General features: G+C 71.2%; 22 protein-coding genes and 1 tRNA gene. 8 read left to right on the plus strand and 15 right to left on the minus strand.

What is annotated here, in order from left to right:
- Nucleotides 1–269: 269 nt before the first annotated feature.
- The 3 genes from BMY07_RS32580 to BMY07_RS35080 form a co-directional block, all read right to left on the minus strand.
- Nucleotides 270–1,133, minus strand: a complete 864-nt coding sequence (locus tag BMY07_RS32580) for a DNA-formamidopyrimidine glycosylase family protein (protein WP_092787059.1) — start codon at nt 1,131–1,133, stop codon at nt 270–272.
- Between the two features lie 68 nt (nt 1,134–1,201).
- Nucleotides 1,202–1,639 carry a DUF983 domain-containing protein gene (locus tag BMY07_RS32585; RefSeq protein WP_177215935.1) on the minus strand — a complete coding sequence of 146 codons (438 nt, stop codon included), beginning with the start codon at nt 1,637–1,639 and terminating at the stop codon, nt 1,202–1,204.
- Nucleotides 1,640–1,794: 155 nt separating this feature from the next.
- Nucleotides 1,795–3,390, minus strand: coding sequence for a sigma-70 family RNA polymerase sigma factor (locus tag BMY07_RS35080; RefSeq protein WP_342741574.1), 1,596 nt, complete (start codon nt 3,388–3,390; stop codon nt 1,795–1,797).
- Between the two features lie 244 nt (nt 3,391–3,634).
- Here BMY07_RS35080 and BMY07_RS32595 point away from each other — a divergent pair.
- Nucleotides 3,635–3,707 (plus strand) — tRNA-Gly (locus tag BMY07_RS32595).
- Between the two features lie 161 nt (nt 3,708–3,868).
- Here BMY07_RS32595 and BMY07_RS32600 read toward each other — a convergent pair.
- Nucleotides 3,869–5,242 (minus strand): DUF2252 domain-containing protein, encoded by a 1,374-nt coding sequence (locus BMY07_RS32600; protein ID WP_092787152.1) that lies wholly within the window; start codon nt 5,240–5,242, stop codon nt 3,869–3,871.
- Between the two features lie 192 nt (nt 5,243–5,434).
- Between BMY07_RS32600 and BMY07_RS32605 the strand changes: the two genes are divergently transcribed.
- Together BMY07_RS32605 and BMY07_RS32610 are read left to right on the plus strand one after the other, a co-directional pair.
- Nucleotides 5,435–5,677 (plus strand): type II toxin-antitoxin system Phd/YefM family antitoxin, encoded by a 243-nt coding sequence (locus BMY07_RS32605; protein ID WP_245782796.1) that lies wholly within the window; start codon nt 5,435–5,437, stop codon nt 5,675–5,677.
- Complete coding sequence (locus tag BMY07_RS32610) at nt 5,674–5,934, plus strand: Txe/YoeB family addiction module toxin (protein ID WP_092787065.1); 261 nt, start codon at nt 5,674–5,676, stop codon at nt 5,932–5,934. Before BMY07_RS32605 ends, BMY07_RS32610 begins: the two co-directional genes overlap by 4 nt.
- Nucleotides 5,935–6,139: 205 nt before the next feature.
- Here BMY07_RS32610 and BMY07_RS32615 read toward each other — a convergent pair whose 3' ends face one another.
- The 3 genes from BMY07_RS32615 to BMY07_RS32630 form a co-directional block, all read right to left on the minus strand.
- The gene (locus BMY07_RS32615; protein ID WP_218150861.1) at nt 6,140–7,519 is read right to left on the minus strand and encodes an MFS transporter; all 1,380 of its coding nucleotides are present in this window, start codon (nt 7,517–7,519) and stop codon (nt 6,140–6,142) included.
- A gap of 286 nt (nt 7,520–7,805) precedes the next feature.
- On the minus strand, nt 7,806–8,702 hold the full coding sequence (locus tag BMY07_RS34720; protein WP_177215936.1) for a hypothetical protein: 897 nt from the start codon (nt 8,700–8,702) through the stop codon (nt 7,806–7,808).
- Nucleotides 8,703–8,755: 53 nt separating this feature from the next.
- Nucleotides 8,756–9,568 (minus strand): hypothetical protein, encoded by an 813-nt coding sequence (locus BMY07_RS32630; RefSeq protein WP_092787069.1) that lies wholly within the window; start codon nt 9,566–9,568, stop codon nt 8,756–8,758.
- Between the two features lie 76 nt (nt 9,569–9,644).
- Here BMY07_RS32630 and msrA point away from each other — a divergent pair, with 76 nt between their 5' ends.
- Complete coding sequence (gene msrA, locus BMY07_RS32635) at nt 9,645–10,313, plus strand: peptide-methionine (S)-S-oxide reductase MsrA (RefSeq protein ID WP_092787071.1); 669 nt, start codon at nt 9,645–9,647, stop codon at nt 10,311–10,313.
- 352 nt (nt 10,314–10,665) lie between these two features.
- Here the strand turns inward: msrA and BMY07_RS32645 are convergent, their stop codons facing one another.
- Nucleotides 10,666–11,124: a hypothetical protein gene (locus tag BMY07_RS32645; RefSeq protein WP_143073760.1), complete on the minus strand. Its 459-nt coding sequence runs from the start codon at nt 11,122–11,124 to the stop codon at nt 10,666–10,668.
- A 62-nt stretch (nt 11,125–11,186) separates the two neighbouring features.
- Between BMY07_RS32645 and BMY07_RS32650 the strand changes: the two genes are divergently transcribed.
- A complete protein-coding gene (locus BMY07_RS32650; protein ID WP_092787075.1) occupies nt 11,187–12,932 on the plus strand; it encodes a gamma-glutamyltransferase family protein in 1,746 nt (581 codons plus the stop codon).
- Here BMY07_RS32650 and BMY07_RS32655 read toward each other — a convergent pair.
- Together BMY07_RS32655 and BMY07_RS32660 are read right to left on the minus strand one after the other, a co-directional pair.
- A complete protein-coding gene (locus BMY07_RS32655) occupies nt 12,929–13,447 on the minus strand; it encodes a DUF1697 domain-containing protein (RefSeq protein ID WP_092787077.1) in 519 nt (172 codons plus the stop codon). The genes BMY07_RS32650 and BMY07_RS32655 overlap by 4 nt on opposite strands.
- Nucleotides 13,444–14,391, minus strand: coding sequence for an oxidoreductase (locus BMY07_RS32660; protein WP_092787079.1), 948 nt, complete (start codon nt 14,389–14,391; stop codon nt 13,444–13,446). Before BMY07_RS32660 ends, BMY07_RS32655 begins: the two co-directional genes overlap by 4 nt.
- Before the next feature lie 99 nt (nt 14,392–14,490).
- Between BMY07_RS32660 and BMY07_RS32665 the strand changes: the two genes are divergently transcribed.
- The gene (locus BMY07_RS32665) at nt 14,491–15,480 is read left to right on the plus strand and encodes an aldo/keto reductase (protein WP_211346422.1); all 990 of its coding nucleotides are present in this window, start codon (nt 14,491–14,493) and stop codon (nt 15,478–15,480) included.
- A 42-nt stretch (nt 15,481–15,522) separates the two neighbouring features.
- A complete protein-coding gene (locus BMY07_RS32670) occupies nt 15,523–16,284 on the plus strand; it encodes an SDR family NAD(P)-dependent oxidoreductase (protein ID WP_092787083.1) in 762 nt (253 codons plus the stop codon).
- A 23-nt stretch (nt 16,285–16,307) separates the two neighbouring features.
- Here the strand turns inward: BMY07_RS32670 and BMY07_RS32675 are convergent, their stop codons facing one another.
- The 5 genes from BMY07_RS32675 to BMY07_RS32695 all read right to left on the minus strand — a co-directional run bounded on the left by BMY07_RS32675 (nt 16,308) and on the right by BMY07_RS32695 (nt 19,745).
- Nucleotides 16,308–17,321: a copper resistance D family protein gene (locus BMY07_RS32675; RefSeq protein ID WP_092787085.1), complete on the minus strand. Its 1,014-nt coding sequence runs from the start codon at nt 17,319–17,321 to the stop codon at nt 16,308–16,310.
- Nucleotides 17,318–17,866, minus strand: coding sequence for a copper resistance CopC family protein (locus BMY07_RS32680; RefSeq protein ID WP_092787088.1), 549 nt, complete (start codon nt 17,864–17,866; stop codon nt 17,318–17,320). Before BMY07_RS32680 ends, BMY07_RS32675 begins: the two co-directional genes overlap by 4 nt.
- A 3-nt stretch (nt 17,867–17,869) precedes the next feature.
- Nucleotides 17,870–18,637: a YcnI family copper-binding membrane protein gene (locus tag BMY07_RS32685; RefSeq protein ID WP_092787090.1), complete on the minus strand. Its 768-nt coding sequence runs from the start codon at nt 18,635–18,637 to the stop codon at nt 17,870–17,872.
- Nucleotides 18,638–18,698: 61 nt separating this feature from the next.
- Complete coding sequence (locus BMY07_RS32690) at nt 18,699–19,235, minus strand: hypothetical protein (RefSeq protein ID WP_143073761.1); 537 nt, start codon at nt 19,233–19,235, stop codon at nt 18,699–18,701.
- Nucleotides 19,236–19,286: 51 nt separating this feature from the next.
- Nucleotides 19,287–19,745, minus strand: a complete 459-nt coding sequence (locus tag BMY07_RS32695) for a DUF6474 family protein (protein WP_092787094.1) — start codon at nt 19,743–19,745, stop codon at nt 19,287–19,289.
- Nucleotides 19,746–19,839: 94 nt separating this feature from the next.
- Between BMY07_RS32695 and BMY07_RS32700 the strand changes: the two genes are divergently transcribed.
- Nucleotides 19,840–21,480, plus strand: coding sequence for a TM0106 family RecB-like putative nuclease (locus BMY07_RS32700; RefSeq protein ID WP_177215937.1), 1,641 nt, complete (start codon nt 19,840–19,842; stop codon nt 21,478–21,480).
- Nucleotides 21,481–21,537 lie beyond the last annotated feature (57 nt).

Genomic DNA, 21,537 nt, shown 5'->3' on the forward strand with positions numbered 1-21,537 from the left:
GCCCTATTGACAGATCGTCCTGGTCGATAGGTTCAGAGATGGGGCCCCGGGCCCCGGGAGGGTGGGCCCCCGGAGCAGAGTTGATCTTGAGCTGGCGGCCAGCAGGCTGCGGGGCGGGGCGGCCGGTCGGTGGCGGGCGGGGCGGGGGCGAGCGGGGCGGGGGCGGTCGGGTGGGGGGACGCGCCGGGCCTGCGGCGGTCGGGTGGCCGGTCGGCGGCGGGTGGGCGGCAAGGGGCCGAGCGGCGGGGGTGGCTCGGTTCGGGGGCGGGTTACTTGAGCAGGCGGGAGAGGCGGCGGTCGGCTAGGGGTTTGCCGTTGGTTTGGCAGGTGGGGCAGTACTGGAAGGCCTTGTCCGCGAACGAGACCTCGCGGATGGTGTCCGCGCAGATCGGGCAGGGCAGGCCGGTCCGGGCGTGGACCCGCAGACCGGAGCGCTTCTCGCCCTTGAGGCGGGCGGCGTCTTGGCCGACCGAACGGGTGACGGCGTCTGTCAGCACTGTGCGCATGGCGTCGTAGAGCTGGTCGATGGACTCCTCCGGCAAGCGCGCTGGAGTGGCGTAGGGGGATAGCCGCGCTACGTGCATGATCTCGTCGGAGTACGCGTTGCCGATGCCTGCTAGGACGCGTTGGCTGGTCAGCAGGTTCTTCAGGCGTTCGGTGCGGCCCGTCAGCACAGCGCCGAACTCGTCGCGGGTCAGGGAGAGGGCGTCGGGGCCGAGGGTGGCGATCTGCTCGATGGTGTCCGGGTCCTCGACGATCCAGACGGCCAGGCCCTTCTTCGTGCCTGCCTCGGTCAGGTCGAAGCCGGGGCCCTGGCCGGGCGGGCCGAGGTGCACGCGCAGTGCCAGCGGGCCCTTGCCCGGCTTGGGCGGCGTTGCCGACATCGTGTCCGCCCAGCGCAGCCACCCGGCCCTCGCCAGGTGCGTGACCAGGTGCAGGCCCTCCGCCGCCACGTCCAGGTACTTGCCGTGGCGGGCGACGGCGGTGACCTCGCGGCCGTGCAGCGCGGTCCATGGCGGGCTGGCGGTTTTGAGGACGCTGAGCGAGGCGACGTCCACCCGCTGCACGCGTCGACCGACGGCGTGTTCGCGCAGGTGGTGGGCTAGGGCCTCGACCTCGGGGAGTTCCGGCACGGCACCAGTCTCGCCGCTGCGGGGCGGTCTGTCATGCCCCGCAGCGGGCCGTCACCGGTCGAGCACGCTCAGGTCAGCGGCTTGAGGACGCCCTCGTAGCTCGGCTGGGTGTCCTGGCTGATCTCCTTGGCGATCCTGGTGATCTCGGTGCGCGCGCTGAAGTAGCCGCGGATCGTGCCCATCCAGCGCTCGGTCGGCTCGCCGTCGCCGTCGTCCCCGGTCTCGGCGACCAGCGTCCACGGCCGCCGCACCGCCCAGCGCGCCGGGAAGAACAGGATGGCCAGCACCAGGAGCAGGACTAACCAGCCCGGCACCACCACGTCGACCGGCATCCAGGCGACCAGCGCGACCACCAGGACCGTGATCAGCACCAGCATCACCACGCCGGGGACGTACCCGGCCGCGACGTCGTGCTCGAAGTCGTCCTCGGTGGCCGGGGTGCGCCACTCGAGGGTGCCGTGCACGGTCCACAACCGACCGTTCACGTCACGTACCTGACGCGTCATCTCCTGCCCTCCGGCCGCCGGTGCGCGGCCAGCGGCACGCACCCGGGTCTGACAGCACCGAGGGGCAACGTTACCGCCTCGGCGCTGCGACCAACGGGTGAAATGCCCGACCAGCCCACGCACCGATTCTGGCACCGGCGACCCGAGTTGATCAACTACCGGGGTCGGGGGACCCCCGTCACGGTGACCGAGGAGTACGACTCCACCCTGGTCCCCTGCCGCACCGGGCGCGGGTGGCGGTAGTGGGTGTACTCCGCCTGCTTGGTCGCGACGGTGGTCTGCCGCGCCGAGTTGACCTTGGTGGTGACCCTCGTCTCGGTGACGACGTCGTAGCGGTCGTAGACCGTCCACCGCCGCTCGTAGGTGGTCTGGCTGTAGACCACCGGCAGCGACTCGTCGAAGGTCGACACCTGCTGGGTGTTCATCCGGCCCTGGTTGCGCTGCCTGGTCTCCTGGGGCGCCTGCTTCGGCTTCTCCACCGGGGAGTTGTTGGGCTGCGCCTTGGGCGGGGTGGCGACCCGGACCACCTGGCTGGCCGCCTGCGGAGACTGCTGGACGGCGGGCACCTGCTGCTGGCTGGTGGCCGTCTGCCTGGCCTCACCGCCCGCGGGGGCGGTCGGGGTGGTCGGCGACCCCGGCCTTGGCCGGTCCTGGGTCGGGACGACCGTGTTCGTCGGCGCCGGGGCGAGACCACCCGCGGCGGACGGGTCCGGCTCGACGAGCAGCTCGGTCGGGCCGCCGCCGTTGAAGTCGGCGTACGCCTGCTGTTCGCCGGTCGTCCCCCACGGGACCAGGGCGAACCCGAACACGCCGACCGCGGCCGCCGAGGTCGCGGCCAGCGTGACCTGCATCTTCGCCGTCGACAGCAGACCCTTGACCGCGCCGAGCCCCGTGGCCGCGCCGGTCGTGGAGCTGGCGATGCCGATCTGCTGCCACAGCGCGATCCCGGCGATCGGGGCGGCGATGAACGCGGCGTGCGCGCGCAGACCGGAGCAGACGTCCTGGAGCTCGGCCTGCATCGACGTGCACGAAGGGCAGATGGACAGGTGCGCGCGGACCTTGCGCCGCTCGGTGCCCTTGATGCTGCCTGCCGTGTACGCGCCTAGCTTCTCCAACACGGACCGGCAGCCGGTAGAGCCGCGGTCGACGGTCAGGTGCGCCTGGAGGTAAGCCGCACGCAGCCCCTGACGCGCACGGCGAGCCAACGCGGCGGTGGCGTTCGGGCTGAGACCGAAGTTGCCCGCGACAACAGCGGGACGCTCCCCCTCGACCTCGACCTTCCACAGCACGCTGCGCCACCGCTCGGGGAGACTGGTGAACGCGCGGGTGATCAGGGTGCGCTCGGTCGACTGACCGGTGTTGTCCGGGCCTGCGCCCACCCGGTGGCTGAGCTCCTCGTCGCTCACCGGGACGTCGCGCTTGCGGGCGTTCCACTCCCACGCGACCCGCCTGGTCACGATCAGCAGGTAGCCGCGCACGTTGTCCACGGGCCCCGAGCCGCGGCGGACCGCCTGCAGCACGCGAAAGAAGGCCTCGGCGGCCAGGTCCTCGGCCTCGGCGCGGTCGGCGACCAACCCCAGGGCCAGCCTGCGCACGGCGTCGGAGTGCCGGGAGAACAGCTCGCCGAAGGCGGCGTCATCACCGGAGCGGAGGCGTTGCAGGAGTGCCAGATCTTCGCAGGCGGCGACTGACGAACCACCCTCGTCAGCGTCGCGACGCCCGCCGGAAGCAGGCCGGTGCATCCCGGTCATCCGGCCCGGTACCTCCTCCTGGCCGTCGTGACAGTGGTGAACAAGATGCCACATGGTGTTGTCCAGCGGTCGATAAACGTGAATAACGTTAAGAGGACCCCATCATCTGCACTAGCCCGTCGGGTAGATCCTGCCTGGCCCAACAGCACCCCCTCGGTCGGCGAGTGTGGGGAAGGTACCCCCCGCTGCGACAGCGTTACCGGAGCCTAAGGTATAGTTCCCGTACCCAAGCAAGACCGGGTAGGCGGATGTAGCGCAGCTGGTAGCGCATCACCTTGCCAAGGTGAGGGTCGCGAGTTCGAGTCTCGTCATCCGCTCACGAATGGTGGCGGGTGCTCATGAAGAGCACTCGCCATTTTTCGTTCGCCGTGTATTTCGGGGGCGAAGCCCCCGCGCCCCACCCGGAGGGCTTCGCCCCCGGACCCCCGTGTCGATGGCCGGGAAGGTAGGGCAAGCGATCAGGTGGGGCTCTCGGGGGTCACTCCTCGTGAAGCGCCGGGAGTTTGCCGGTGCGGACGGCGGCTAGAAGGTCTGCGTGGTCTGACTCGGTCTGGTCTGCGTAAGAGGTCGCGTACTTGCCGATCGCCTCGTCCAAGTCCTCGCCGCAGTAGCCCGCCAGGAGCCTGGGGTCCACGGAGCGGGTGTGGGCGCGGGCCAGGAGTGCCCCCGCGAAGCGGCCGTAGTCGTCGAGGTGGTCCCGCTCCAGCGTTGTGGGATCGATCTCCCCCTTGCGGTTCCGGAACTGCCGGACGATGTAGTGCCTGCCGCCGACGGTGGTCCAACCGAGCAGGATGTCGGTCTCGGCCTGGACGAGCCGCGCGCCGTGGACGATGCGCTTGCCCTCGTGCTTGGCGGGCGCCAGGCCGAGGTGGTGGGCCAGCGCCGAGGACTGGGCCTCCTTCACCTGCAGCACCAGGGCCTCATCGCCGTTGCCGTGCAGCAGCACCAGGTAGTTGCGCAGGCCGACGCTGCCGGTGCCGACCACGCGGAACGCCACGTCGGACACCCCGTACCGCATGATCAGGTTCCGCCGCGACTCGCGCAGCGTGTCGACGTACGTGGGCAGGGCACCGACCACGGCCTCTGCCACCTCGTCGTCGACCGGGGTGAGCACGGGCGGCTCGGTGACGAACCGCCACCGCTGGTCCGCGCCGCGCTGGGTCCACTTCGCGGCGACCTTGGCGCTGGTGTTCTTGCGGGCCTTCTTGGCCGCCTTCGCGAAGTCGTCCAGCAGCGCCTGGCCGTCGACCTTGGCCAGCACCGACTCGTCGCCCAGCGCCGACCACGAGTCGAGGAACGGCTGCTCGGCGAGGTGGTCGAGCGCCTTGCGGTAGGACCGCACCACGTCCTCGGCCGCCTCCCGGCACGACCGCTCGGAGAACCCGCCCTCCCGACCGGCCAGCACGATGCTCGTCGCCAGCCGCTTGAGGTCCCACTCCCACGGCCCCGGCACGGTCTCGTCGAAGTCGTTGATGTCCATGACGATCTGCCCCTCGGGCGTCCCGTACAGACCGAAGTTCGCCGCGTGCGCGTCCCCGCACAACTGCGCGTCCAACCCACTGCGCGGCGTCCGGACCAGGTCGGCCGCCATCAACCCGGCGCTACCCCGGAAGAACGCGAACGGCGACACCACCATCCGCCCGACCCGCAACGGCACCAGGTCCTCGACCCGCCCCGCGTTGCTCGCCGCCACGAAGTCCACGACCGAGGGCCGATCCGCCGCCAGGCTCACCTCGCGGTGCTCCTTGAGCCCCGCCCTCTCCCGCAACGCCTTCCCCTGGGCGAACACCTCCCCAGGCTCCACCCACCGCCCCAAAGCCACCGCGGCCCGCGCCCGCGCCCGTTCACCCATGGCGCAGATCATGCCTGGTCATCGACCCGGATTTCCCCCAACCGACCACCATCGGCCGGAACGCCCCGCCCTACCCGGACATAGCGGGCGACCCTCCCGGGCCCTGCTAGGTCACATGGGCAAACCCTTGCCCCAGCTCCGCAGCCGACGTACATTATTCTGTACGTCGAAGGGAGGGTGTCTGTGAAGACCATGAGCTACTCCGAGTCTCGCGCGAAGTACGCCGAGACCCTCGATTCCGTGGTCAACGACCGCGAGGAGGTCGTGATCACCCGCGCTGGGCACGAGCCGGTCGTGATCGTGTCCCTCGACGACTACCAGTCGCTCAAGGAGACCGCCTACTTGCTGCGGAGTCCTGAGAACGCGCGGCGACTGATCACGGCCATCGAGCGCCTGGAGTCCGGCGACGGCGCACAGCACGACCTGGCGGAATGAAGCTGGTCTGGGACGAATACGCCTCGGCGGACTACGTCTGGTGGCAAACCGAGGACCGCAAGGTCCTCAAGCGGATCAACGACCTCATCAAGGACGTCTGCCGTCACGGCAACGAGGGGATCGGCAAGCCCGAGCCGTTGAAGCACGGCTTCCAGGGCTACTGGTCACGTCGCATCACCGACGAACACCGCCTGGTCTACAAGGTCGTGGACGACACGGTGCGGATCGCCGCGTGCCGATACCACTACGGTAAGTAGCGCCCCCAGCGACACAGCGTTGCTCGAACATTTGTGCACACTGTGGATAACTCCTGTGGATAAACTCATTCCGGTGCCCACCCCCGGTGACTGCTGAAACAGGTGCAAAAGTTGCCTCCGAGCTGGGGAATCACTCGCTCTGGACGGTGCTGTGGGGCACTCCGCGCCGGGTTGAGTTATCCACAGGTGGGGACAACTGGTGCGGTCAAGCGACGGCGGCGGTGGCTGGGGTGCGGCGGGTGAGGGTGAGGAAGGCGGCCAGGACCAAGGTGGTGAGGGCGGCCAGGAGCCAGAGGGAGAGGCGGAGGGCGCTGGTGTAGCCGTCGCCCTGGAGGGTGCCTGCGGTGCCGGTGGCGATGATGGAGCCGACGACGGCGATGCTGATCGTTTCGAAGGCGAGGCGGGAGGTGCCGAACATGCCGGAGGCGGTGCCCGCGCGGTCGGGTCCGGCGCTGCTCAGGGCCATGGCGTCGACCAGGCCTGTCGACAGGCCGATGCCCGCGCCGAGGGTGAGCAGCGGTCCGGCCAGCGACAGCGCGGTGCTGCCCGGGTTGATCGTGGTCAGCCAGCCCGCGCCCAGCGCCACCAGGGCGAGTGCCGCGGCGAGGACGGTGTTCTCCGAGGTCCACCTGGCCAGCGCGCCCGCGACCAGCGGCAGCACGAGGATCGGCGCGGTCATCAGGATCAGCGTGGCCCCGGCCTGCGGCGCCGTCTGCCCGACCACCTCGGTCAGGTACGACGGCAGGTAGACCAGCAGCGGCACCATCACCGCCACGAACGTCGCCGCCGCCATCGCCGCGGCCAGGAAGCGCGGGGTGCGCAGCAGCTCGAAGTGGAACATCGGGTTCGCGACGCGCCGCTCGACCACGGCGAACGCCACCAGCAGGCCGACGCCGACGACGAACGCGAGCAGCACCAGCGGGCTGGCCCAGCCCAGCGCGGGTCCCTCGATGAACCCGGTGATGACCAGCAGCAGCCCGCCGGTGAACGTGGTCGTCCCCGGCCAGTCGACGCCGGTCGCGGCCGGGTTGCGGGACTCGGGCAGCACCGGGACCAGCGCCAACGCCGCCAGGCCGACCGCGGCGGGGAACCAGAACACCGCCTGCCAGCCGAACGCGCCCATGAGCAGGCTCGACACCGACGGCCCGAACGCGAGCCCGAAGCCGATCGTGGTGCCGAACAGGCTGAACGCCAGTGCCTTGGCCTTGCCGTCGAACGAGCCTGCCAGGATCGCGACGGCGCTGGTCGCCGCGGCGGAGGCGCCGATGCCGGACAGGCCGCGCAGCACGTCGAGCACCAGCAGGTTCGCCGCGACCGCGCTGAGCAGGCCGCCCGCGGCGAAGATCGCGGTACCCGCCGCGAACACCCGGCGCCTGCCCACGATGTCGGCCAGCCCACCGGCGGCGAGCATGAACCCGGCGAAGGTCGTGTTGTAGGCGTTGACCACCCACTGCACCGACGCGAGGTCACCGTGCAGCGCGGTGCGGATCTCGGGCAGGGCGATCGAGGCGCCGGTGAGCGTGATCGGGAACATCAGGACGGCGAGCAGCACGGTGGCGAGGGTGACCGCCTGGTGGGTACGCACCCGGCCAGTTTCGTTGTCAGACGAACTATGCGGCAAGAGCTTTTCCTTCCCCGACTACCTCGTGCAGGACCGGCCGTGCGGGCGCGGTCGAAAGGTTGGGAGACGTGCTGGCCCACGCGGGCAGATGGCCGATCCTTGATCGTGTCCGCGCTCGACCTGTACGGGAGCTGCGGTTCACGGAGCTGCGGGCGCACATCGGGGCGGACAGCCAAACGCTCAGGCGCTAAGAGCCTTGGAGCGTGACGGGAGGATCTCCCGAACGGTACCGATAACTGTGGAGTGGTCGCTAACGAGTTTGGGTGGTGCTGTCCAGGCGCGAGTAGCCAGCGCTCGACGACTTGCTCTCGCCGACGCTCTTGCCCACGAAGAACGCGCCGGTCGCGATGCCCAGCACCACGAGGATCGCGATGATCACCAGCCACACCGTCTTGCCGCGGCCGGGCTTGGTGTCGGTGGCGAACACGTCCGCGCTCTGCGGCCACGCGGAGTTGCCCAGCTCGGGCACCTCCTCGCCCGCCCACCACGGCGGCGCGCTCTCGACCGGCCGCTGCTGGTTCCAGCCCGGCGGCACCACCGGGTGCTGCGGTGGGTGCTGGGGCTGCTGCTGCTGGGGCAGCGGCGGGATGTTCGTGGTGACCGTGCGCATCTCGCTGCTGGACACGACCTGGGTGCGGTCCGCTTGCGGCTCCGCGGTGGCCGCCTGCTGCTCGGGGTTGCGCACGACCTGTGTGCGGTCCGCCTGCGGCTCCTGCGGGCGCACCGTCTGCACGGTCTGCGTCCGCTCACCGACCGGGATGCCGGCGGGGCGCGGGGTGTCCGGGGTGATCGCCGGGATGATGTTGGTCGCCTCGACCGCCGGGGTGTCGTCCTTCCACTTGAACGCGGGCGGGAAGGGGCCGTCTGCGGGCTTGTCCGCGACCACGGGCGGCGCGGGGACCGGGACCGGGGCGGAGATCGGCGCCGCGACGGGTGCGGCCGGGGTGGGTGCCGGGGGCAGCGGCAGCTGGGTGATCGGCTCCGGGGCGGGCTGCACGGGGGTGGGCGCGGGCTGCAGCGGCAGGCCGGTGTCACCGCTCGCGGCCTTGGCCAGCACGGCGTCCCGCCGGACGCGGTAGTCGTCGGAGGACAGGCGTCCCGCGGCCAAGTCGGCGTCCAGCTGCCTTAACTCTTCTTGCCAGGTCATCGCCGAGCTCCTCCACCGTGTGCTCGTACCCTACCCAATGTGACTCCGCGAGCTCAGCGGGCAGGCAACGCCAAGAGCGTGCGTGCTAGGACCGAGTCGAAGTAGGCCCGGAACGACACATCGTCGTCCTTCGAGGTGGCCGTGACCAGCACAGTCCAGGTTCCAGAGCGGTAGACGGCGCGGTAGTGCTGTGTGCCGCCTTGACCCGTGCGCACTATCTGTACGCCTTCCGGGGCGGTGTCGTTGGCCCAACCTGTGGCGGCTGCGTAGGCCAGGATGTCTTTGGCCCGATCAGGACCGCCGCCGTTGTCGAGGACGTTGACGGTAAGAGAGCGGGGACCGTCAGTAGAGGCGGCGTTCACGAGGCCCGAGCTACCGGCGTTGGGGACCTCCGGGCCATAGAGGCCGAGCTGGGGGCCAACGGAGACGGGTAAGACTGACGGCTGGGATCTGACTGTGCCGGGCAGCTTGGGTAAGCCTCTAGCGAGTTCGTCTGCCCGGTTGGCGGTCGGAGGCGGAGGTGCGGCTACCGGCGCGGGCTCAGTCGAACCGGAGAACCACCACACAGCCACACCGACCACCGCTGCCGCAGCCACCACACCGAGCGCGACCTTGCCCCTACGGCCCTCCGACTCGACGAACAGCGACTCACCGTCGACGAAACGGCCCCGTTCGCCCAGCTCGAGCGCCCGCGCCGGGCTCAACTCGCGGCGCGGGAGGAACGCTGACGACGGGATCGGCACCCGCCGGGTCGTCCCCGACGCCTCGGCCAGCGCCTCGTCCCGCAACCGCCGGTGCTCGGCGGCGTCGATCTCCCCGGACGACAGCCGGTCGTCGAGGTCGCGAAGGGTGTCCTGCCACTGCATGCGTTGGTCTTCCGCTCGCGGTCAGCTCGGTCCTGTCCCACCCGCACGGGTTGCCGTGGGTCTCTACAGTGGTGTCATGACGCTGTTCAGGCGGGACAAGACTCGTATTGTCGCAGCCGACCAGGCCCTGCCGGGTCGCCAGGAGCCCCTGGTGGTCCCGACGGCGCACACGGTGTACCCCGACCGGCGGATCGTGGCGCCGTTCCCCGAGGGCACGCGCACCGCTGTGTTCGCCATGGGCTGCTTCTGGGGTCCCGAACGGGTCTTCTGGGCGGTCCCCGGCGTGTACTCCACAGCGGTGGGTTACGTCGGCGGCCACACCCCGAACCCGACCTACGAGGAAGTGTGCTCCGGCCTCACCGGCCACACCGAGGGCGTCCTCGTGGTGTACGACCCCGCGAAGGTCTCCTACGACGACCTGCTCAAGATCTTCTGGGAAGGCCACGACCCCACCCAGGGCCTGCGCCAGGGCAACGACCTCGGCAGCCAGTACCGCTCCGCCGTCTACTACGCCGACGACGAGCAAAAGAAGTCCCTGGAAACCTCCCTGGCCGCCTACCAGGACGTCCTCACCCGCGCGGGCTACGGCCAGATCACCACCGAAGTAGCCCCCCTCGGCACCTTCTACTACGCCGAGGACTACCACCAGCAATACCTGAGCCCCCAGAAAAACCCCAACGGCTACTGCGGCATGGGCGGCACCGGCGTCTCCTGCCCCATCGGCCTGGGCGTCCGGGAGAACTAGTCAGTCGACTTCGGGTGGCCGGTGCCCGCATGGGTCACCCACACGACGCGGCGGGCCGGGTCTGGGCAGTACCAGATCCGGCCACCTGCGGTGACTTCGTACTGCCATTGCTCCAAGGGGCGTCCGGAGTGTTCGCGGGTGCCCAGGCTCCCTCGGAGACGATGCTGGCGTGCGGGGCTCTCCGGTTCGGTCGGACGCTCGGTGAGCACGATCCACGCTTCCCAGGTGTTGCTCCTGGCGGTCTGGCACAGGTGCTCCCAGCCCTTCGCCGCCTCGGTGGTGGCGAATCGTGCTTCCCAGCCACTCGGTGGACCCGGTGGGGTTACGCGGTCTCCGCGTTTGGCGGGCACGGTCACTCGCCCATCGGTGGGGTCACGGCGCCGAGGTCGTCGTCGAGGGGGCCGGTGAGGGCGGCGCGGAGGTCGGGGTCGGCGTGAACGGCGGCCGTGCTGCGCCATTCGCGGACTGCCTGGTCGAGCAGGGACCAGTTGCCCAGTTCGGCCGATGCCTGGAACGCGCGGACGAAGTCGTGGGCGAACTGGAGCCGCTCGGGTTCGGGGAGCGCGTCCACCCAGGGGAACTCCTCGATCAGCGCCGTGTTCACCACCTCCGGCGGCAGGTGTGCCAGCACGGTGCGCAGCCCGCGGGCAGCGGCGAACGACCCAGCGGCCGCCGACCGGGCACGATCCGCTCTGACCAGCAGCAATGACGCCCCGTCCCGTCGTCGGACGAGCACGTCGCCCTGGTCCGCGAGGGCGGCGACGCTCTTCGGGTCGCGTTGGAGTTCGCTCCACTGCACCTCAGTTGCCATGCTCTAATTCTGAACTTTTTCAGAAGTTGGGGCAAGTGGTGCGGCGCTCGTATGTTGGGGGTGTGTTCACGACTCGGCCCGAGCTTGCGGGCACCTTCGGGATGGTTGCTTCCACGCACTGGGTCGCGTCCGGGGTGGGGATGGCGGTGTTGGAGGACGGGGGGAATGCCTTCGACGCCGTGGTGGCGGCTGGGTTTGTGTTGCAGGTGGTGGAGCCGCACCTGAACGGGCCTGGTGGGGAGGTTCCAGCGGTGTTCGCGACCGCCGCCGATCCGGTGCCTCGGGTGTTGTGCGGGCAGGGGGTGGCGCCTGCGGGGGCTTCGGTGGGGTACTACCGGGGGCTTGGGCTTGATCTGGTGCCGGGGAGCGGGTTGTTGTCGGCGACCGTGCCCGGGGCGTGGGACGGGTGGTTGACGTTGTTGCGGGATCATGGGACCAAGCGGTTGCACGACGTGCTCGGGTACGCCATCGGGTATGCGCGGAACGGGTTTCCGTTGCTCAAGCAGGTGACCGCCGTCGTCGACAGGGTGCGGGACCTTTTCACCGAGCACTGGCCGACGTCGGGGGCGTTGTGGTTGGGGGCCAAGGGGAGTCGGTTCGCGAACCCCGGTCTGGCCGATACCTGGGAGCGGCTGCTCAGGGCGGCCAAGGGGTCGACCCGGGAGGCCGAGATCGACGCGGCGCGGCGGGCGTGGTCGCAGGGGTTTGTCGCCGAGGCGGTGGATTCTTTCTGCCGCAACGCTTTCCGGGACGACTCGGGGCGGGACCACGCGGGAGTGCTGACCGGGCAGGACATGGCCGACTGGTCCGCCACCTACGAACCCGCCACCACCGCCGACTTCGGCCCGTGGACCCTGGCCAAGTGCGGCCCCTGGACCCAAGGACCCGTTCTCCTGCAACAACTCCGCCTTCTGGAGAACGCACAACTCTCCTATGTGGACGGAATCCCCACCGCCGACACCGTGCACACCGCCCTGGAGGCCACCAAGCTCGCCTTCGCCGACCGGGAAGCCTGGTACGGCGATGCACCAGTCCCGATCGACGCCCTCCTCTCCCGCGAGTACGCCGCCGAACGCGCCAAGCTCGTCTCCGACACGGCCTCGTTCGACCTCCGCCCCGGCTCCCCCGGCGGCCGCGACCCGCGACTCCCCCACTACCCCACCGCCCCCGCCGCCCTGTCCGGCGCGATCGGCGAACCCACCGTGCGCGCGGACGGCTCGACCAAGGGCGACACCGTGCACATCGACGTCGTCGACCGGTGGGGGAACATGATCTCGGCGACCCCGTCCGGCGGCTGGTTGCAGTCCTCGCCCACCATCCCCGACCTGGGCTTCTGCCTCGGCAGCCGCGCGCAGATGTTCTGGCTCGACGAGGGCCTGCCGAACACCCTGGCCCCCGGCAAGCGCCCGAGGATCACCCTCACCCCGAGCCTCGCGCTGCACGAGGGCGTCCCCCGGATCGCCTTCGGCACCCCCGGCGGCGACGGCCAGGACCAGTGGCAGCTGTGCTTCTGGCTGGCGCACACCGTCGGCGGGCTCAACCTCCAGGAAGCGATCGACGCCCCCGCGTGGCACTCCAACGCCGTGCCCAGTTCGTTCTACCCGCGCGACTTCGTCCCCGGCGAGGCGCACGTCGAGTCCCGCCTCGGGCAGGACACGCTGGACTCGCTGAAAGCGCGCGGCCACACCCTGCTCGACGTCGGTCCGTGGACCCTCGGTCGCCTGTCCGCCGTGTCCCGCGACCCTGACGGTCTGATGCGCGCCGCCGCCAACCCGCGCGGCATGCAGGGGTACGCGGTCGGGCGTTAAAGCAGGTCGGCCAGCTTCGTCACGGTGTTGAAGTTGCGGGCGGTCACCACGACGCCCCACTTCTTCTCCACGACCGGGACGACCAGCGGCGCGTTGCTGATGCCGTCCGGGCACCACTGGTAGATCACCCGATCGCCCACCCGCACCCGCTCCGGGTCCAGCGTCACCGGGTCGAACCCCGGCGAGTCCGGCACCGAGGACACGAACGCGGCCACCATCTTCGACCCGTTGTCGGCCTCGGTGAACGGGTTGCCCGCGAGCACCGCCCGCAGCTCATCGCCGGTGCGCACCAAGCACCGCGTCGTCAGCCCGACCTCGGCGAGCAACGCCCGCTCGACGGCCTGCTCGACGTCCGCCGCGTCCGCATCGGTGCGCAGCACGGCGTTGCCGCTCTGCAACAGCGTGCGGACGTCCGCATAACCGAGGCCGGTCAGCACCGCGCGCAGGTCCGCCATCGGGAGCTTCGAGCGCCCGCCGACGTTGACCCCGCGCAGCAGCGCCGCGTACGCGGTCATCGCGCGGCGAGGCCGAAGGACAGCTCGGTCAGTTCCTCGCTGGTGTCCCACAGCCGCTTCGCGAGCTCGCGGTCGCGCGCCGACTCCAGCGGGTGGACCACCGTCGGGTAGCCCTTCTGCTCCTTGCGCCCGTCCGGCCCGATCAGCTGACCGCCGTCGACGTCCTGCGACACCGCGGCGTAGAGCTGCGGCAACGCACCCATCCCGGCGTCCTGCGCGGCGAGCCGGTTGGACACCTTCATCGCCAGCTTCATGATCCCGGTCGGCCCGGCCGACTGCAGGTTCGTCGCCGCGTAGCCGGGGTGGGCGAGGACGCTGGTGATCGGCACGTTGTTGAGCCGCAGCCGCCGGTGCAGCTCCAGGCCGAACACGACGTTGGCCAGCTTCGACTGCGAGTAGTAGCCGGTGCGGGAGTACTTGTGCTCGCCGTGCAGGTCGTCGAAGTGGATGCGGCCGCGGCGGTGCAGGAACGAGGTGACGGTCACCACACGCGGGTCGGCGCCCTGCGACAGCACGTCGAGCAGCCGGGCGGTGAGCGCGAAGTGGCCGAGGTGGTTCACGGCGAACTGCAGCTCGTAGCCCTGCGCGCTGGTCGTGCGCGGCGGCATCATCACGCCCGCGTTGTTGACCAGCACGTCGACCTCGTGGATCCCGGCCGCGAACACCTCGACGCTGTCGAGGTCGGCCAGGTCGAGCACCCGCGTCTCGACCGTGGCGTCCGGGTGCTCCGCGCGGATCCGCTCGACCGCTGCGGCGCCCTTCTCGGGGTCGCGGGCGGCGAGGACGACCTGGGCACCCTTGGCGGCCAGCGCGCGGCAGGTCTCGAAGCCGAGGCCGCTGTTGCCGCCGGTGACGATGAAGGTCCGGCCGTCCAACGCGGGGATGTCGGCGGCGGTCCAACCTGGGGCGGTGACCCCCGGCTCACCCTCTGGTGTCGTGCTCATGGGCATAGCCTGCCTTACCGGGGTCACCCACACAGGGCGCGGTCCACGTTACATCCGATGTCTGGCTCACACGCGCTCTCCCGCCCTATCGTCAGCGGTGTGGAGCTCCGTCACCTGGGTGAGTCAGGACTGGTGGTCAGCGCCGTCGGTCTCGGCTGCAACAACCTGGGCCGACCCGGCACGGCCGCCGAGTCGCTGGCGGGTTCCCGCGAGCTCGTCTCCGCCGCGCTCGACGCCGGGGTGACCCTGTTCGACGTGGCCGACGTGTACGGGGCGCCGCGCGGTCGCAGCGAGGAACTGCTCGGCCAAGCCCTGATCGGGCGGCGCGAGAAGGCCGTCGTCGCCACCAAGTTCGGCCTCGACATGCAGGGCGTCAACGGGCCCGACTTCGGCGCGCGCGGGTCCCGCCGGTACGTGCGGCGTGCGGCCGAGACGTCGCTGCGCAGGCTCGGCACCGACTGGATCGACCTCTACCAACTGCACCGGCCAGACCCGGGGACGCCCGTCGAGGAGACCCTGTCCGCGCTCGACGACCTGGTCCGCGACGGGCTGGTGCGGTACGCGGGGATCTGCAACGTGCCCGCCTGGCAGTTGGCGGACGTGTGCTGGACGGCGCGCACCGAGCAGGTCGGGCCGGTGGTGTCCGCGCAGACGCACTACTCGCTGCTCGAACGCGGCGCCGAGACCGAGTTCCTGCCCGCCTGCGCCCGGTTCTCGGTCAGCCTGCTGCCGTACTTCCCGCTGGCCAACGGCCTGCTCACCGGCAAGTACGCGCGCGGCGAGACCCCGCCGGACGGCAGCAGGCTCGCCGGGCGGCAACGATTATTGGCCGACGCGCCGTGGGACCGGATCGAGAAGCTGCGCGCCTTCGCCGACGAGCGCGGGATCGGCATGGCCACCCTCGCCATCGGCTGGCTCGCCGCCCAGCCCACCGTCGGCTCGGTGATCGCGGGCGCCACCACCCCCGAACAGGTGACCGCCAACGCGGCGGCCGCGACCTGGCGGCCCAGCGCGGACGACCTGGTCGCCATCGACGGCATCTGCCGCGTGCGCCACAGTGCGGTGGGGCAGGCGCTGAACGGGCGTTAACCTCAGCCGCGGAGCACACCGCACGGGCGAGAGGAACGCACAATGCAGATCGACGGGTCCGCGGCCATCGTCACCGGAGGCGCGTCCGGCCTCGGCGGCGCCACCGCCCACGCCCTCGCCGCGGCGGGTGCCACGGTGTACGCGCTCGACCTGCCGTCCTCCATCGCCGCCGCCCCCGCAGTCGACGGGGTGACCTACCTCGAGGCGGACGTGACAGTCCCGGCGCAGGTCAGCGCCGCCGTCGAGCAGGCCGCCGGTGGGTCGGCGCCGCTGCGGGTCGTGGTGAACTGCGCGGGCATCGGGCCGTCGGCGCGCATCCTGTCCAAGCGCGGGCCGCACGACCTGGACCTGTTCCGCAAGGTCGTCGAGGTCAACCTGATCGGCACGTTCAACGTCGTCACCCTCGCCACCGCCGAGATCGCCAAGACCGAGCCGGTTGACGCACACGGCCAGCGCGGCATCGTGATCAACACGGCGTCCATCGCGGCCTACGACGGCCAGATCGGCCAAGCCGCCTACTCCGCCTCCAAGGGCGGCGTCGTCGGGCTGACCCTGCCCGCCGCCCGCGACCTCGCCAGCTCCGGCATCCGCGTCGTCACCATCGCCCCCGGCATCATCGACACCCCGATGCTCGCCACCGTCAGCGAGGACTTCCGCGCCGCCCTGGCCGACGGCGTCCCCTTCCCCAAGCGCCTCGGCACCGCCGACGACTACTCCGCCCTCGCCCTCTCGATCATCACCCACGACTACCTCAACGGCGAGGTAATCCGCCTCGACGGCGCCCTCCGGATGGCCCCCCGCTAGCCCTCAGGAAACGGGCGCGCGGGTCAGGAGACGGGGGCGCGGGTCAGGATGACGGCGAAGCCGAAGGCCAGGCCCATGATGGCTAGTTCGAGGGCTGCCCAGGTGACCAGTGCTGTGGGGCGGTGGGCGGCGATGGCGGGCATGAGGCGCCAGCGGATTTTGGCGCCGAGGGTGGCTAGGGCTATCAGGCAGGCTGTCTTGAGTAGGACTAGAGCGCCGTAGCGGGTGGTGGTGAGGGCCTCGAAGAGGGGGAGGTTCGGGTTCACCACGAGTTCGACCGCGCCGTTGAACAGGCCGGTGGCTGTGACGGTGATCAGGCAGATCGTGGCGAGTTTGGAGAAGCGGGGTAGGGCGTGGGCCAGGAGGGTGCGGTTCGCGGCGAGTAGGACGACCACCGCGCCTAGGCCACCGGTCCAGGCTGCTGCTGACATGACGTGGAGTTCCATCGAGATCATCGTCAGGTCGTGCCAACGCCAGTTGGTGGCGTGACCGGTGACCGGTAAGGGCAACAGCGCGAACAGCGACACCGCCGCGCGTAGTTCGGCTGGCACCGACTCCCCTACGCGTACCGACCACAGGGACAAGCCGAAGCTGAGTAGGGCGAACGCGGCGACGAACAGCAGTGCCTTACCTGCGCCGACAGTGCCCACGTAGTCCCACACCGCCGCGGCTGACACGTTGGTGCCCGGGCGGAGTTCCGCGGTCTGCAAAACCAGCGCGACCAGCGCGGCCACCGCCCACACCAGCGCGCTGAGCATCGCGACCCGCCGCGCGCCCGCGAGCACCGGCTCGGCCAGTTTCGGCCGGTCGAAGCCGATCAGCAGCGGCAGCAGGCAGAGCCCGACCGTCACCACCGCGGCCATGTCCAGCAGCACCCGCACGAGCGGGAGACCCACCCGGACCACCACCGCCGGTTCCGGCAACCCGGGGACCGGGTCCGCCGCGGTCACCGCGAGGCCGACGAGGACGCCGACGATCGAGGAGACCACGAGGACCGCGGCGAGTCCCGGGTAGGTGGTGGTCCGGGTGGCGGTCACGTCTGGCCGCCGCCGACGCGCAATGCGAAGAACACGCCGGCGCCGAGCAGGACGACCGCGCCCGCGATCCACACCCACACCGGGACGCCGCTGTCGTCGGACTCGGCCGAGGCCGGGGCCGAACCGGCAGCGACCTCGTCGGCGGGGGCCGGGGTGCCGGTGCCCGCCGCGGTCAGGGTGAACTTGATCTCGCCGGAGACCGAGTGGCCGTCGGCGGAGAGGATGCGGTAGCCGACGCGGTAGTCACCGGCGGGGCCGAGCGGTCGCACCGCGACGGACACGACGTTGCTGCGGACCACCGCCTTGCCGCTCTGCCACTGGCCCTTGCCGTCCGGGCCGACCACGACGATCGTGTTGAGGTCCTCGCCCGCCTGCACCGGCTGGTCGAAGGTCAACTCGACCGAGCTCGGGCCGGTGCCGACCGACGCCTTGTCCGCGGGGGTGCTGGACACGAGTTGGTTGTGCGCCAACGCGGGTCCGGCGAGGCTGACCGTGGCGACCAGGGCCACCGCGAGCGCCGCGAGGCCACGGCCCAGTGCGCGCATCGGCTACTTCCCCGCCTTCGCGGCGGCGACCGCCTTGCGCGCGCGCAGGGTCGCACCGGCGCCGAGACCGAGGCCGAGCGCGCCGACGACGAGACCGGCACCGCCGAGCCAGCGGGCCGTGTTGTCCGAGCCCGTGGCCGGGGCCGCCTCGGTGTGACCGGCCTTGGTGTCCGAAGTGGACGCGGGCGCGGCCGCGGCGTGGTCGTCGCCGCCCTCGGTCTTCTTGGTCAGCTTGATGACCGGCGCCGGGTGCTCGGGCTCCTCGGCACCGGCGGCGGGCGGCGGGGCGTCCCAGGAGACGACCTTGCCGCTGTCGTAGGTCTGGATCGCGGGGATGACCAGCTGGTCGGTCTCGGGCAGCGCGCCGCCGGAGAGCTCGAACTCGGCGAACTCGCCGGGGCCGATGCGGGTGCCCGCGGCGGCGGTCCAGGTGACGGTGCTGACCGCCTCGGTGATCTCGGTGCCGTGCGAGGTGATCGGCTTGTCCAGCTTGGCCTTGGTGATCACCGCGGACCAGCCCGGCTGCGGCTTGGTGCGCAGCGAGGTGATCGGGACCTCCTGCGGGAAGCGCACCTCCAGCTTCACGGTGCCCGCCGTGGCGTCCTCGTTGGGCACCCGGAAGGTGATCTTGGTGTAGCCGCCCTGGACGGCGGGCTCGCCGATGATCTTGGCGGTCACGTGCGCCGAGGCCAGCCCGGGGGCGAGCAGGACAGCGGAACCGGCGACGGCGAGCACGACACCCGCGCGCGCGGCGAAACGGTAAGTCGACATAGCGATATATCTCCTGAAGTGAGGTCGAGTCAGCGCGACTCGTGAGGGGGTGCGGGGACTTTCAGGAGAGGACCGGGGGGCCGCGCCGTCCGCAGACGACGCGTAAGACGACCGCGAGCAGGTGGTCGACCGAGGTGGCGACCGGGATGCTCGGAAGAGGGGTGCTCGGCGCGAGGCTGACCACCAGGGCCCGCACGATGCCCGAGAGCGTGGCGGCAACGGCGGCGAGCGCGCTACCTGCCACGGTAAGCAGCACGCCGTTGACCAGCGTGGCCGCGATGTGGGTGGCCAGCATCAGACCGCTGGGCACGACCGGGGTGTGCACATGTCCGTCATGCGAGACCGCGATGTCGGTGAGAAACACGTGCAGGCAGAGCTGACTGACGCCGAGCAGTGCAAGCGTCGCGAGGAGACCACCGCGGCGGTCGGCCAAAGCCGTACCCGCCCAGGCGACCAGCGCGGTCAACGCCAAGGTGACCGCCGTGTCGGGGACCCCGCCACCGGCCATGCCGTGCGCGGAGATCGCCAGCGCCGTGCTCGACCCGGCCAGGAGCACGCCACGCACCACGCGGGGCGAACTCACTCGACTGGGGCGCACAAACCAACAGCGTAAGCGTGGGGTCCAGAGGTCTCGACCACAGTCCGGCCGTCAGACGCCCAGCGCGGTCAGCACCTGGCCCTCGAGGCGGTCCAGCTCGGTGTTCACGGCCCGGTGCGCGGCCCGCCTGCGCGCGGTCGGCATCCGCTCCGACGCCCGCACCGCGGCCGCGAGCTGGCGCAACCGGTGCTCGGCGTCCTCGGCGAACGCCCGGTCCTGCGCGCTCGCGTCGGACTTGGTCCGCAGCTCGGCGACCGCGTTGGCCGCACCGGCGATCCTGGCGTGCAGCGCGCCGCCGCGACCCGAGTAGTGGCCGAGGTCGTCCACCGAGACCCCCAGCTTGCGGGCCTTGCGCCGGTCCCAGCTGTCGCGGACCACCGCGGCCGACCGCACCAGGTACGGGGTGACCACCGGCAGGACGGCGGGCGCGATCACCTTCGCCATCGCGATCGCGTTCTTCGCCTTGCCGGGCGTGAACCGGGGCAGCTCGACCGCCTTCTTGCGCGCCATGCCCTGAACCTACTTGCCGTGCTCGGCGCGGGCACGCCGACCTGCTGATCGGGCGGTACCTGGATCGTCCGCTCGCGCAACTAAGCTGCGCAGTGTGACTACTACGGTGCTCCTCGACGCCGGCGTGGTGAGCCGCTGCAGGCGTCGTGTGCACCTCGAGCACGACCCGGCGATGCGCGACGCGCCGCGCGGCGCCCCCGACCCCACCTCCGAGCTGCGCAAAGCCGACGCGACCGCGCACCGCCGCGCGGTCGCCGACCAGCTGGCCGCCCGGTTCGGCGAGCGCTGGCACGAGATCCCCACCGGGCCGGACGTGCGCTCGGCCGAGCGCGAGGCGGCGACGCTGGCCGCGCTCACCGAGGGCCGCGACTTCATCTGGGGCCCGATGCTGCCCCGCGACCTGGTGGCGGGTCGGCGCGGGAGCATGGACATGCTGGTCCGCACCGCGACCGGGTACGTGCCGGTGCTGGTCGTCCGGCACAAGGTCACCGACCCGGGGTCCGGCGCGCGGACGTCGCCGCTGGAGGGCCTTGCCGACGTCGGGGGGACGCCGGACAAGAGCCGCAAGGTCCGCCCGCAGCCGCGTGACCAGCTCCGACTCGCGCACACCCGCCGCCAGCTGCAGGCCGCGGGGTTCGCCGACGACCGCAACGCCTACGCCGGGGTCATCGGCCTCGACGGCGACGCCGTGATCTGGCACGACCTGCAGGCACCGACCTGGCCGGGTGGGCGGACCGCGCTCGCCGAGTACGACACCCGCTTCGCCGACCGCATCGCCGTCGCCACCGCCGCGGCCACCGGTGAACCCGCGCTCGCCGAGCCCTCGCGCATCGTCGAGTGCCGCAGCTGCCCGTGGTGGCCGGTGTGCGAGGCCGACCTGCTCGCGACCCGCGACGTGAGCCTGGTCGTGCGCGGCGAGGACGCCGTCATGCTGCGCGCGGGCGGGGTGACCTCGGTCGACGCCCTGGCCAGGGTTGACCCGCACGACAACGACGTGCCGCTGGTCGGGATGCCGGTCGAGGACGCGGTCGGGTTGGCGCGCGCGTGGCTGGCCGACCTGACGGTCGTGCGGCGCAGCCAGGACATCGAGGTGCCCCGCGCCGACGTCGAGGTCGACGTGGACATGGAGAGCTTCGGCGACGCGGGCGCGTACATGTGGGGCGTGCTGCTCTCCGGCGCCGACATCGGGGAACCGCGGGGGTACCGGGCGTTCGTGAGCTGGGAGCCGCTGCCGACCGACGACGAGGCCCGCTCGTTCGCCGAGTTCTGGGCGTGGCTGAGCGGGGTCCGCTCGGCCGCGGCCGAGCGCGGGCTGAGCTTCCGGGCGTACTGCTACAACGAGCTCGCCGAGAACCGCTGGCTGCTGTCGTCGACCAAGCGCTTCGCCAGTTTCCCCGGCGTGCCGCGCAAGCGCGAGGTGCTGTCGTTCATCGAGTCCGACCAGTGGTTCGACCTGTTCGGCAGCGTTCGGCAGTACTTCCTGTGCTCGCACGGCAAAGGTCTCAAGACGATCGCCCCGGTCGCCGGGTTCACGTGGCGCGACCCGGAGGCGGGCGGCGAGAACTCGATGCGCTGGTACCGCGACGCGGTCGGCCTCGACGGCGGCGAGCCCGACCTGCCGCAGCGCAGGCGGCTGCTGGAGTACAACGAGGACGACGTGCGCGCGACCGCGACCCTGCGCGCGTGGATGACCTCCCCCGCGGTGCGCGAGATCCCGTACGTGGGCGACATCTGAGCACTCGCACCCGGCAGTCGGCTCGCATACGGTGGTGCGCATAAGCGAGTGGACGAG

It is taken from the genome of Actinokineospora terrae (assembly GCF_900111175.1).
GTDB lineage: Bacteria > Actinomycetota > Actinomycetes > Mycobacteriales > Pseudonocardiaceae > Actinokineospora > Actinokineospora terrae.